This is a genomic window from Bradyrhizobium sp. NDS-1, from assembly GCF_032918005.1.
In the GTDB taxonomy this organism is placed as follows: Bacteria; Pseudomonadota; Alphaproteobacteria; order Rhizobiales; family Xanthobacteraceae; genus Bradyrhizobium; species Bradyrhizobium tunisiense.
Genome location: NZ_CP136628.1, coordinates 2,087,504 through 2,099,903 on the forward strand (window position 1 = coordinate 2,087,504; position 12,400 = coordinate 2,099,903).

Sequence of the window (12,400 nt, forward strand, 5' to 3'; positions counted from 1 at the left end):
TCAATGCTGGGAGTGTTGGCGCGCTGCGATTTCGTTGCGGCGTTCTCAGAGAAAAAACTGGCTCGCCGGTGAGCTTCTCGGCAGCCAAACGTGGGTTTATGCTGCGCTCGGATTCTTAGCGATTTCAGAGGCTTGCAAGGCCGAGCTGCACAGTAAAGCGCATTTCGGGACCGCCTGTGCTCTTCAGCTTGGCCAGGTTTCAAAACCATCAAGGGGAGCCCAGTTGCAGATGTGTTTGCAGACAGCCTGTGACCTTCAGGTTATGAGCCCCGTCACAAGGCGCAAAAAGCCCAATCTTTTCAATCTTCAAGCGGGCGCTTCGTGCCAGTTCTGTGCCGTGGAGAGAACAGCTACGGCTGGTAATTATTGTGAGTCCTTCCCGCGGGCTTGGGCCGCGAAGAGGTGGATACATAAGAGTGATCAAAGGCGGGGCCGATCCCTTGCCGTCGGAGTTGCCAACTGTCCTAGCTGACTCCTTCTGCGAAGCACCGATCTGGAAGAATTTTCTAATCGCATACGCCGTTATGTTGCCCCGCAGCCACGATCGCCTCCGCTGGAATACGGAGTGAAGCATACCCTTAGTTATCAACTGCGAATTGTTTACTTCCAAGTTTCGCGTCCATAGTATCTGTGCGGGGTTTGGGGGACGACCAGTGTCGCGGTTGAGTAAGCTTGCAGTTGAGAGAGAGATTATATCGGCGAGCCCTAAGGGGCAGACTCCGCCTTCGCTGACGCTGATAAAGTCCGTCAGCGAAACGATCGCGCAGCTTCCATCGACGAGATACTATGGGAGCAAGCGAAAATTGCTCCCGTGGATATACGATCACGTCCGAACCCTTGAGTTCGACACCGTCTTGGATGCACTCGGTGGTACGGCGTCTGTCTCGCTACTTTTCAAAGCAATGCGTAAGACAGTCACGTATCATGACGGGTTCCGATTCAACTTGGACATCGCAAGCACGTTGCTTTCCAATCAGACTGCGATGACCCGAGACGATGTATTCCAATTCCTTGACAACGTTACTCCTGTTTCCGGCGTCGTATCGAGATCATTCCGCGGGATATATTACAAGAACAGAGAGAATAGCTGGATTGACGGCTTTGTGGCTTCGCTTCAACGATCAGACCTGTCGCGAGCACAGACCGCGCTTCTCCGCTATCTTCTGTATCAAGCATGCCTAAAGAAGCGCCCATTTAATCTCTTTCATCGGTCCAACTTACACCTCCGGACCAACAAAGGGGTAAGTCGATCTTTCGGCAATCACGTAACATGGGAGCGTAGCTTTCAGCATCACATCATGCAGGCTTACGACGAACTGCCAAGCGGCCTCAGAACGCACGCACAATGCGTTGTCATGCAGTCTGGCAACGTCGAGCGCATCAAGCCGGGCTACGACCTCGTTTACATCGATCCGCCCTACGTAAGCGAGATCTCGCGTTACAATCGAGACGATTATTGGCGTCGCTATCACTTCTTGGAAGGCTTAGCGAACTACAGCACTTGGGAGCAGCGGATCGATACGGCTTCGGACATTCGACTACTGCGTCGCCCCAAATGGATGCTCGACTGGGCGACGAAAGCCACTTTCGCGGAACGTCTATTTGCTTTCATCAGCACGCACAAACAGTCCCAGGTCGTCCTGTCGTATGTGACGAAAGCGTGTCCCGGCGAACGCGAAATTACGCGTTTCTTTGAAGACACATTCGCGAATGTCTCGATTCACTCACGGGAGCACAGCCACGCGCTTGGCGCTACTCCCAGACGAGAACTACTATTCATAGGACGACCATGACCATATTTGAGGCCCGAAATACTTCAATACCGACATGGCTTTTGATTGTCCTGATGGTGGCGATCGTCACATCGGGTAGCGCAGTCTATTACTTCCTTTATCTAGATCCGAACGACGCTAAGTTGATTGGCCTCGTTGGCGGCGTCATTTCAGGCGGCCTCGTCTTTCTTCTTACTTACATTGTATCAGCTCAACCCCTTCGAGATTTGGCTCGCTATGAGCAAATGGGAATTCGCGGTGTACTGGCCAGCCGCCATGACAAAGCCTATTATGCTGTGCTCGTGTCGAAGGCACGACGATCCGTCCAGGTGATGGGCGCCTCTTGCACAAGATTCGTCGAGGACTTCTTAGACTTACAGAGTGAAGACCACGCACTTGTAGATGCGCTTCGGCGCAATCAAACACTGTATGTTCAGCTCCTCATCCCAGACGACGAACACATCGCCGAGAGCAGCACGCCTCGATTACCTGGATTGTTTCACAAGCTCGAGGCACTTAAACCGGAGTTCGGCGAACGGATCGAGCTGCGCCGCTTTCGTGCAAAGGCCCAGCACAGCTTCATGAGCGTCGACGACGACCTGGTTGCTGGGCCCATCTTTCAGGACAACGAAAGCAAATACGCTCCTGCTGTGCACGTAGCGATGTCAACGCGGTTCGCTCAGAAGTACTATGATCACTTTGAAACGGTCTGGAATGCCTGTGAACCAACTGGCTGAGGCAAGCATCGTCGCGTCCGCTCGTATCCATTTGGGCCTGATCTCGATGCATGCAGGAGGCCCCAGAATGAATGGCGGCATCGGATTCGCCATCGTGAATCCGATCGCGAACGTCAACGCTAAATTAAATTATCGCTTCACAATTAGAGACTCACGACCTATTCCACTCCTTGAGCACGAACTCGATGAGCTGATCCGTGATGTCGAGGTCGTTCGACTCGAAAATGGCCTTAGGCCAGCAACGATCACCATCTTCGGCCCCATTCGAAGTCACGTGGGTATGGGATCGGGCACAGCAATCAGGCTTGCCATCCTGGAAGCTCTATTTGCGCTGAACGGGCAGTCGCCCGCTGATAAAGCTCTTGTTGCAAATTCGAAGAGAGGGGGCACTTCTGGCGTCGGAGTGACGTCTTACTTCAGCGGAGGGATGATCTTAGATTTGGGCCGCCCCACCGACGGCAGCCTTCCTACGCCGTCGTCGCAATCGAATAGGCCGGTCTCCGCCGCAACTATCCTTCCTACTTTGAGAATGCCGGACTGGCCACTCTGCGTCTGTATTCCTGAGCGTATACGAGCAAAGACACAGCGAGAGGAGGTGGAGTTCTTCGAGCGCGTCCTTCCGCTGGCTATCCAGGATAGCTACCGCACCTGCTACGAGGCAGTCTTCGGAATCTACGCTGCGGTCAAAGACCACGACTATCAAGCGTTTTGCCGCGCTGTAACCTCAATCCAGACGACGACTTGGAAGGCGCTGGAGTGGAACGAATATGGCGGCGCTCTGCAGCGGCTGAAGGGGCAAGTGGAGCGCTTTGGCGTTGATTGTGTCGGAATGTCCAGCTTGGGACCATCCCTTTTCTGCTTTGCGACGCCCCAAACACTAGATCGCTTAGTCGAGGCCCAATTATCCTTGAATTGCGAGATCTACAAAACGCGCCCAAATAACAGCGGGCGCGTACTGCGGCTTTTGCCATGAAAGAACTGACTTTCTTTACATCGAACTCAACGAAATTGGCTCATGCACGTTACATCGCCGAGAGATACCCGGTACGCATTAAGGGCTTCCGGCAACGCACCTACCACGCAAATTACGATGAACCCCGGTTAGCATCGAGAGCAGATCTATTGGAGGCAAGTTATCGCAGTGCACTCCGTCAGTGCACAAAAGCAGGCCTCTCGACCGACAACCATCCATTCATTCTTGAAGATACATCCGTAAAGATCGATGCACTCAGCCGGGACGGAGGCGAGGTACCTGGCGTTGAGATCAAATACTGGATGGAAGGGCAGACATTCTCCAATCTCGAAGCAATGCTACTTTCAGGCGGGAACAATAGATCGGCGACGGTGCGTTCAGATCTTCTTCTGCATATTCCGAAGCACTACAAAGCTATCTGGCAGATCAAGAGCGACTATTTGACGTTTGTGGGTACGCAACAGGGACATGTTGCGGGATCGGAGTTCATTTTTGAGACCAATCTAGTCTATCCTTGGCTAGACAATCGATCTTTCAACAAATGGTTCGTCCCAAGCGGTCACGCACTTCCCTTCGGAGCCCTACCGATTAGCGATGCCGATCGTGTTGACTTCAGACGCAAGGCTTTCGCACAACTCTTCGACTTCCTAATTGAGCGGCGCTATCTATCCTCCGAGCCGAAGCAACTTGAATTTGGCCTCGACCGTAAGCCCAACTTGGTCATGTCAGGCTTCACCTGTGCTGGCAAAACCACCGCCAGCCAGCACCTCGCTCGAAAGTTTGGCTATCTACACGTTGAGGCGAGCGATTTCATGTATCTGAATTACTATTATCGACACGGCTATCGTGGTGACATTTCGATAGGCGATTTCGCCGAAGACGCTCTAGCTCAGAAACCCGAGATCGCCGCAGAGAGAGTCGCGGAATATATCGCAGACAAGGGAAGCGGGCCGGTAATCATATCCGGCTTTCGTTCCCCCGGAGAAATTGACTACCTCAGCGACGCCATGAACGTACTGGGAAAGGCAATCCGCATAGTCTTCGTTGAATCCAACGAAGCCGCCCGATACAAACGCCTTGCTGCGCGTGGGCGACCTGGAGATGATATATCCCTAGATGCGTTTAGACGACGCGATGAACAACAACGCCGAATGGGCCTCGAAGAGATCGCCAAGTCCGCAGGTGCGATGACTCTTAGCAATGAGGCTAGCCTGCCCGAATATCTCGAAGCCATCGATGTTCTCGCCGGGCCGGATCTGCCGGACGATATTATCGTTGCGAGCGCGCTCGCCCGACTCGTCGACGTAAAAGAGGTCAAATTGGAGGACGCCATTTTAATCGCTCTTCTGGGCGCTTGGACCAGCGAGGAGAGTCGGCCTTTCTTTTCTACCACGCAGATTGCCCGGAGAATTCAGGCGACATTTTTGAATGCCCCGCCAAAGCATAAAGACAACGTTAGCCGTTACTTCAATCAGGATTTCTATGCGTATTACGAGATTGCCGGCGAACAATCCGACGCCAAACGTCGTTACCGGCTTTCGAACACCGGTTACGGCATGGCTATTCGCTCGTTAAGGACTTTGTTGAGAGCCAGCCAAAACCTTTCGCGTCCTGCAGAGCCGCTTTAGCTTCAGATTTCGGCCAGCAGATTTAACCGAGCATCTCGGCCGGGATTGCGTCCATGGCCTTCTGATCGTCCGACTTGAATAAGTGATCGGTCGCGGCTCGTTTGCGGGCCACCTCTCGCTGGCTTCGGATTGACACGATTTGCGGGAATGAAAGCGCATAGGGCAATGAGTACCGTTGCCCACAGTGACACGGTCCCCAATCGGGTGTATTCCGAACCCACCACCAGAAAGCCGCGCGATAGCTCGCCACTAGGCGTACTTTTTTTCTGCTCAGTCTGCCAAGGTGTTCTTCTGGTCAACCGCAACTGCGGCTGCCCAGCTGAAGTCATAATGAGTGCCCAACAACTTCATTGTGACAACAGCGACAAGAACGCAGATGATCTTCAACAACGTTCTGCTCGAGAACACTCTATTGAAGCGCGTCATGATGCCGCCTTCTAGCGCTGATGACCGAGCCGGATTCCAAGCTTGAGCGCCTTTTGGCGGAGTGAGCCTTCGGAGCGCTTTGTGAGCTTCGCAATATTCGCAACCGGAGTCTTCGCTTTCGAATGAGCGCGCAGCTCCTTCACGTCAGCCTTCGTGTATTCACGACGCACAGGTTTCTTTTTCGTAGCCGTCTTCTTTGCCTTTTTCGCCACTCTTAGCTCCTCGATTCGAGAGTGGGCGTACTAGCACAGCTACATTGAGGCGCAACTCTCCATCAGTTGACCTTATCCGCTGGTCCGATGCGTGAACTCGCTCATGATGTCAGTTTTGCCGGCGATTTGATGACGGAGAGATTCGGTCTGTGCCCGAAGTTCAAGCACGCATTAATGCGCTGCTGGCGGCGGGTATGTCCGAGATGCTTCGAAAGCGGATGTGGGATCTGCTCGTCGTCGACGAGGCGCATGACTGCCGGAACGCGGACCGTCTTCGATTCCGCTTCGTCTACTCGCTGCGGGCCCGGCGTCGCGTATTCCTCACCGCCACGCCGATCCATAATAGCGGCTATGATATGTTCAATCTCGCTACGTTGCTGAAACCGGGTTATCTCGGCCAGCGTCGCTTCTTCGCCGAGAAGCACATGGCCGGCGACCGCATCATCAAGGACAACGACGTTCTTCAACGACGTTTGGCGCCCTTGATGGCTCGGAGCCTTCGTCGCGAGACCGATATCCTGTTCGCAAAGACAATTGACCAATGGATCATTGCGAACGGCACCTCGGAAGAAGCCAAGCAGCAGATCTGGGGACCCAGGAAGAATTGCCAAAACCAACGAGTCTACGTTGGGGCTCGGGCGAACCATAACGGAAAGGACGAAGATGTTCTTGCTCTCGAACCTCAATATCGGGCGCGCCCGCTGGATGGTGTTTGGGCGACAGCTCCGTATCTGCACAACGGGTCTGTGCCGACGCTAAGAGACATGTTGTTGCCGCAGAAGGAACGGCCGATGTCCTTCTGCGTTGGCAGTCGCGAATTCGATCCAGTCAATGTCGGGCTTGTCACGAAAACTCAAGCGAGCGACGCCTGTGCGGCCGGTCTGACGGAATTCAGTGTCTCGCTGCTTGGGAACGGCAATCGTGGACATTCGTTTGAAGGCAAGGAAACCGACTTAACGAAGCTGCCGCCTGGTGTCATCGGGCCAGAATTGACCGACGCCGAGCGGCGCGCACTTGTCGAGTATCTCAAGACGCTGTGAGAGGTCCGTTGCCTGCACGTGGAAAGTCAATCGAGACCTTTCGAATTGTCGAAGCCGTTGGCCCATCTCGTCCATACGAGCAGCTCTTCCCTCGGTCGCTTCTCATGTATTCCCCTGAGGTGGGTCAAGCGCCCTTGCATATCACAGATTGTCGCGAAGGAATGTGGAACCAGCTTTCGAAGCATCATTCTTCTTGCCGAACTGCCACGCGACTTGCACGCGACGCGATGTTCATAATTACAAGGTGGCGTTTCTGTCCGACCTGACCGGCCCGGATATGGGCTACGGAGCGCTCTAGCTTTGGTCTCTCAGGAGGTTGTCCATCTGGTCTGAACCGAGGAAGCTGAGGTTGCGAAGCTTCAGTATTCCATGGTGAGACCAGATGAACGTCCACAAGAATGCGCCTTTGACGCCCAAAGGTCGAGAGGCGATGGTGCGAGACGAGGTCGAGGGCGGGCTGAGGCAGGCTGACGCGGCAAATTAGTTCAGCACGACACCGAAAACCTTGGCCACATGGGTCAAGCGGTTCCGAGCAGAAGGCGTGGATGGCTTTGCGCGACCGCTCGTCGCGACCTCATTCATCGCCGAGCCAAACCCCGCCGGCCACGTGCGCTGCCGTCGAGACGTTGCACCGACAGCGCCACTCCGGTAATCAGATTGATGCCGAGATCGAGGTGTCACCGGCCACCATCAGCCGTATCTTTCGCCGCTTGGGATTAGGCCGGATACGCGATCTGGAGCCCGCCGAGCCGGTGCGCCGCTACGAGCGCGAGCACCCCGGCGAGCTCATCCATATGGACATCAAGAAGCTCGGCAGTTTCGTAAGACCAGGCCACCGCATCACACACGAAGCAAATGGGCTGCTCACGATCCAGAGACGAGGCCTCGGCAAGACGAACATCTATGAACTGTATCTCACGGAGACTTCCCGGACAAAAATGTCCGGTCCAGAAAGGTACGTTAGGTCCGATATGGCGCAGACAAAAATGTCCGCTCCTCAATTAATGAGACCTGATGAATGAGATCCATATTGAGAATAAGCAATAAGGGAAGGTACTTTCGCAATAAAGGGAAGGCTCCAACAGGCGGCGCGTATAGCTCAATGCTAGGTTTGATCGAGTCTCCCAAACTCCAAATTCGGGGAAAGCGCGCATGACGCCGGAACAGTTCCAAACACTATACCCTCACTTAATCGGTTGGATTCATCAAACACTACAAGCACATTCGAACGAAGTAAGGATCGTAAGTTCGCTCGGATTCCCGAGACTGTCGCAATACTTCAGCGGAAATCTCTTATCGTCGACCAAGGTTGCCGTCGTCGAACGGGTTCCGATGCCGCCACTATCATCTTTAGGACTCAGCCAGTTCGCCGAATTCGAAAACGGCGATTACGACGGTATCACGTACCTGGACACATTCTTCGTAAAGCGTCGCTCTGCGTCGAGTGAGCGGCTCCACTTTCATGAATTAGTCCATGTTGTACAGTGGCGATTGCTTGGTCCTGAAAGGTTTCTCGCGACGTACGCCGATGGATTGGAGAAACATGGGTATCGGCAAAGTCCGCTAGAGGCCATGGCTTACACCGCCGAGGAAGTATTTTGTCAGTCCAACGAGAACTTTAATGCCGAAAAGCTGGTTGCGGACGAACTGGATCGAATGTCAGGCGTTTAGCGAAACGCGTGCACGATCGGGGATACCGTCGCGCATTCATCGCACATTGAGAAAAAATGGCTCAATCTTGATGCCGTCGTTGAATCCGACGATTGCGACGACCTTCGGCAACGGATTTGCGCTTTTTGAGCCGCCGCCAGGTCCTTGATGCGGCGATAACCAGCTTGAACACCATCGGCCTGGCGGTGGTTGGCGAAGGAGCCCTTCGTCCGCACGGTCCTGTATCGCCCGGTTGCGGACACGCGCTCGATGGGATTGGTAGTGCTCAAGTCAGCCCCAATGTGCGGCAAGAAAATCCCAGAAGGGCAGCAGTGCGTCGCGATCCCTGACCAGGCATTCCACCGCCCAGCCGTACGTCGCGCAAAACGTCTTGGCGAAGACGTCGGTCGACGCTTCGGCGGACGCTGGGCTCGCGCCCATAGACCTCGCGCAAATCCTTCTTCATGGTGGCCTGCACCGAGAGTGGGACCTTGTCCGGGACGTTCACGTCTTGTGCACTCACCATTATGGTGGCTTGTGCGGGGAAAGACCGGCCGGGGCTTCGCCCGCCCGCGCCCCGCCGACTTGCCTGCGCGCTTTTAGCCGGGCAAGTCTCGGCTTGCCGTCCAGGAGCGTTGAGAAGACGATCTTATCGCTTCGCACAATGAAGAACGATTTGATCACTGACATGTCGAATCTTCCCGCCAAGAAGGTCGAAGAGGTAACCGCTAGCAGTGGGAGTAGCACCGCATCCAGTCCAGGTTCTCGACCATGCTTGGCCGCGACGCACGCGTTGAAGCGTTCGTTGCGAGAACCAACAGGACTTGCTGCTGAAAGACTTTACTGGTAGCGCGCGAGCTCAGGAGCGATTTAACCGTGTGAAGCAGAGTTCATAGTGCCGTCACGGCCTCTTGCGCGCGCAATCCTGCAATCGATATGTGCTCGCCTCGTAGAAACGGCGTACCCGTGCTAAGGCCGGATAGCCATCCGGAGGCGACGCAACCTCAATCATGGCGCGTCGCCTCCGAATGTACCCCCTCGAGGAGATGCCGACGTTGTCAGAGCTTCGGAAGTCGCGGGAAATCCATAGCTCCTGAAGCACGCCGTACGCTCCGGCTGCTCCCATGCCTGTACGGATGAGATGGTAGCGAGCCGTACAATCTGCCCCGTGGCTTGTTGCTTGATAACAAGAATGAAGGCCCCTTCGGGATCCTGAATCAGGCGCAGATCCGCCTGCTTCGCGCCTTCAAAGGCTGAACTCTGCTCCGGGGCCACGTAATTCAGATATTAGCTTTTCGACCGCTTCTGCGATCGCGCCCTCATCTCCTGGCACGCCCCTGCGCGAAGCCGAGCCCCCGTGGCGGGCCTTGCGCTTCAGCGCCAGCACGAACACCGCGACGTTAATCCCTCTTGAAGAAATCCATAGTCAAAAGGATACCGAAAGCTCAACCGAGAGCAACTATCAAGCTCGGTAGAGAATGGGACCTCCGCACTGCTATAAGCAACAGAGGTGAGTAAGTGCAAGCTGCTTCCGTTTTCAGAATCGACCGCGTCTTGAGCGCCTGCGAACTCAGGATGGACTTCCTTCGATTGGAAAATAAATGAACCATACGCCACATTCGCGCGTGTGCAAGCCGGCCATGCCGACGAACCATTCGTAAGAGAGTTTGCCGATCGTCACTCATGAGTGAGTCCATGAAGTAGATCTTGTACCATGAGCCATAGGGCGCATCAGTCCGACGGTGAGATTCTCCACAGTCGCGTGCGTCACTCAACAAAATTACGCGAAGAGGTATCATGCGCGCGCCCGACAAAATCGTCAGAACAACATCGCGAATTGCCTGCTCATGCACTATCTTAAGCTTACCTCGAAGAATCGAAAGATAGCGACAAGCGCAGCTTGTTTGAACCTTCGCTCCTCGTTTAAACGGTCGTCACGGAACGGGAGTGGTTGCGATGGAGCATGGGCAGGCCGAATTGATCGGAGGGAAACCTGCGATCTTCGGGCGGCGTAAGGTGCGGCCGCGAGCGTGCGTGGCCGTCGGCAAGCGGCATCTGCGCGCGTTTCTACAGGATGTGCTGGAGGATATGGGGTTTATTATCAGCGAATGCGGGACTGCTGAAGAGCTGCCGCTCGTACTCTGCACGGAGCTCCCTGATCTGATCCTGCTCGGCATTGGCTCGGATCGCATCGAGCCTGGACGATTGCTCGAGATACTCGTGCGCGAAAAATTTGCAGGCAGAGTGCTGGCATTTGGCGCCCGCGAATCGATCATCATGACGGCAGTGCAGCAGGTCGGGGGCGAATATGGACTTGCTATGCTGCCGCCGCTGAGGACGCCGTTTGCAGCCGAGACGCTGCGCGATCGGGTCGCCATGCTCTTGCCCAGAGAGCCGGCGCCCCGTCCCGCGGTCCATGTCGGAGAAGCCTTACACGCTGGATGGCTTGAGCTCTGGTATGAGCCGAAGTTTGACGCGTGTACCCTCAGCCGCCGCGGCGCCGAGGCGCTTGTGCGAATGCGGCACCCGACCTGGGGCGTTGTTCCACCGGCCTATTTCATCCCAGAGCCTCACGATCCGCATTTGAGGGAGTTGTCGGAGTTCGTGATCGACCGCGCAATCAAGGATTGGCGGTATCTTCTGGAGCAGAAAACTTCAATCGATCTCTCCATCAATCTCCCGGCAGCATTCCTGATGGACCCCGCAGGCGGTACGCGATCTGTGTCAGCGCATGCCGTCGCACCCCGCTTTCGGCGGCTTGACTATTGAAATCGAGAGCGAGGAAGCCATCCGCAATCTAGATCTCCTGATTGAGGTCGCGCGCGAGGTTCGCTTTTACAACATTGGCCTTGCAATCGACAATGTCGGCGCCAATTGGCCGCAGCTGATGGGGGTGGAGAGATTCCCGTTCATGAAATTGAAAGTGGACCGGCAATACGTCTCGGGTTGCGGAAATGGGCCCCTGAAGCGAACGGTGTGCCGCCAGATCGTCGATCTAGCCAAAGAATACAGTGCGCGCACCGTCGCCGAAGGTGTGGAGAGCCATGCCGACCTGATCGCTGTGACCGAACTCGGCTTCGACCTTGCGCAGGGCCATCTGTTCGGAAAGGCCATGCCGCTGAAGCAATTTGCGCAGTCATCTTTCAGCACTCCTCCACTTCTTCCAAACTAGGTGCGTGAGAGTGGCTGAGCACAGTCAAGCAAAGCGTAGCAGCGCTCGCCCACACCGCCATGCTTACTCGGCGCCAGGCGTGAGGCTGACTGCAATTATCGGTCAGTCTGCAAGGCCAGTGTCGCTCCTCCCGGCGCGACTTCATTTCCCTCCGAGCGAGACTTGGACAAAACCTCCAGTCAGGGCGTGTGACCGGAGGTTTGCCGAAACCCGGCCTAGACGTGCGTCGGCTCGCGGCTTTTAGTCGCGCCGCCGGTTTCGGATCATCGAGCGTCGCGTAGCCCGCGCTGCCGTGCCGGACAAACCGACGGAAGCGCGCGGCGGTCGAGTCGCGACATGCTCTCGGAGTACTGCCGAGGGCTCTCATAGCTTGAATTGAAGCGGCCTGTTGCTGTAGCAGATGCAACATGGTCTCAGCCCCGGGACAGCACAATTGCGCAAATTGCCCGCCATTGCGCCTATCTGTGTTTGGCACGGCATTTGAAGGGATCGCCAATGGCATCGCTCGCCTAAGGAGTCGGAAGGCATGGCTTACAAGATCGTCGCTTCGCAATGCACCGTTTGTGGTGCATGTGAGTTCGAGTGTCCCAACGCGGCAATCAGCCTCAAGCGCGACATTTACGTTATCGATGCCAAAAAGTGTACGGAGTGCGAGGGCCATTCCGACACGCCGCAATGCGCGGCCGTCTGTCCGATGCCTGACACCTGTGTCCCGTCTAAGACAGCATAAGCAGCCCGCGTAAGGCTTCATCGATGTCGTGAACGAAGTAGTCGAAGTCGAGCTCAAAGG

Annotated in this window: 8 protein-coding genes and 2 pseudogenes; 9 read left to right on the forward strand and 1 reads right to left on the reverse strand. The window is 55.4% G+C overall.

Annotation, left to right across the window (positions count from 1 at the left end; all coding sequences use genetic code 11):
* Positions 1 to 653 precede the first annotated feature (653 nt).
* Genes RX330_RS09895 through RX330_RS09910 form a run of 4 tightly spaced genes read left to right on the forward strand, consistent with a single transcriptional unit; the run spans position 654 to position 5,110 of the window.
* Positions 654 to 1,793, forward strand: coding sequence for a DNA adenine methylase (locus RX330_RS09895; protein WP_317242860.1), 1,140 nt, complete (start codon positions 654 to 656; stop codon positions 1,791 to 1,793).
* Complete coding sequence (locus RX330_RS09900; RefSeq protein ID WP_317242861.1) at positions 1,790 to 2,509, forward strand: hypothetical protein; 720 nt, start codon at positions 1,790 to 1,792, stop codon at positions 2,507 to 2,509. Before RX330_RS09895 ends, RX330_RS09900 begins: the two co-directional genes overlap by 4 nt.
* On the forward strand, positions 2,487 to 3,482 hold the full coding sequence (locus RX330_RS09905) for a beta-ribofuranosylaminobenzene 5'-phosphate synthase family protein (protein ID WP_317242862.1): 996 nt from the start codon (positions 2,487 to 2,489) through the stop codon (positions 3,480 to 3,482). Before RX330_RS09900 ends, RX330_RS09905 begins: the two co-directional genes overlap by 23 nt.
* Positions 3,479 to 5,110, forward strand: a complete 1,632-nt coding sequence (locus tag RX330_RS09910; protein WP_085399661.1) for a non-canonical purine NTP pyrophosphatase — start codon at positions 3,479 to 3,481, stop codon at positions 5,108 to 5,110. The genes RX330_RS09905 and RX330_RS09910 overlap by 4 nt, the downstream gene beginning before the upstream one ends.
* Positions 5,111 to 5,547: 437 nt before the next feature.
* On the opposite strand, the gene RX330_RS09915 is transcribed toward RX330_RS09910, so the two are convergent.
* Positions 5,548 to 5,748 (reverse strand): hypothetical protein, encoded by a 201-nt coding sequence (locus tag RX330_RS09915; RefSeq protein WP_085399662.1) that lies wholly within the window; start codon positions 5,746 to 5,748, stop codon positions 5,548 to 5,550.
* Between the two features lie 149 nt (positions 5,749 to 5,897).
* On the opposite strand from RX330_RS09915, the gene RX330_RS09920 reads away from it, so the two are divergent.
* The 5 genes and pseudogenes from RX330_RS09920 (at position 5,898) to RX330_RS09940 (ending at position 12,340) form a co-directional block, all read left to right on the forward strand.
* Complete coding sequence (locus RX330_RS09920) at positions 5,898 to 6,788, forward strand: di-heme-cytochrome C peroxidase (RefSeq protein ID WP_317242863.1); 891 nt, start codon at positions 5,898 to 5,900, stop codon at positions 6,786 to 6,788.
* 499 nt (positions 6,789 to 7,287) lie between these two features.
* Positions 7,288 to 7,633: pseudogene (locus tag RX330_RS35685) on the forward strand (helix-turn-helix domain-containing protein); the annotation flags it as partial.
* A 307-nt stretch (positions 7,634 to 7,940) separates the two neighbouring features.
* Positions 7,941 to 8,459 carry a hypothetical protein gene (locus tag RX330_RS09930; protein ID WP_144030660.1) on the forward strand — a complete coding sequence of 173 codons (519 nt, stop codon included), beginning with the start codon at positions 7,941 to 7,943 and terminating at the stop codon, positions 8,457 to 8,459.
* A 1,935-nt stretch (positions 8,460 to 10,394) separates the two neighbouring features.
* Positions 10,395 to 11,610, forward strand: a pseudogene (locus RX330_RS09935) (EAL domain-containing protein).
* A gap of 526 nt (positions 11,611 to 12,136) precedes the next feature.
* The gene (locus tag RX330_RS09940; RefSeq protein WP_085399650.1) at positions 12,137 to 12,340 is read left to right on the forward strand and encodes a 4Fe-4S dicluster domain-containing protein; all 204 of its coding nucleotides are present in this window, start codon (positions 12,137 to 12,139) and stop codon (positions 12,338 to 12,340) included.
* Positions 12,341 to 12,400: the final 60 nt, after the last annotated feature.

Coding starts and splice junctions, on each gene's coding strand:
- RX330_RS09940 (WP_085399650.1), top strand. CDS start 12,137: ATGGCTTACAAGATCGTCGCTTCGCAATGCACCGTTTGTGGTGCATGT.
- RX330_RS09905 (WP_317242862.1), top strand. CDS start 2,487: ATGCCTGTGAACCAACTGGCTGAGGCAAGCATCGTCGCGTCCGCTCGT.
- RX330_RS09930 (WP_144030660.1), top strand. CDS start 7,941: ATGACGCCGGAACAGTTCCAAACACTATACCCTCACTTAATCGGTTGG.
- RX330_RS09900 (WP_317242861.1), top strand. CDS start 1,790: ATGACCATATTTGAGGCCCGAAATACTTCAATACCGACATGGCTTTTG.
- RX330_RS09910 (WP_085399661.1), top strand. CDS start 3,479: ATGAAAGAACTGACTTTCTTTACATCGAACTCAACGAAATTGGCTCAT.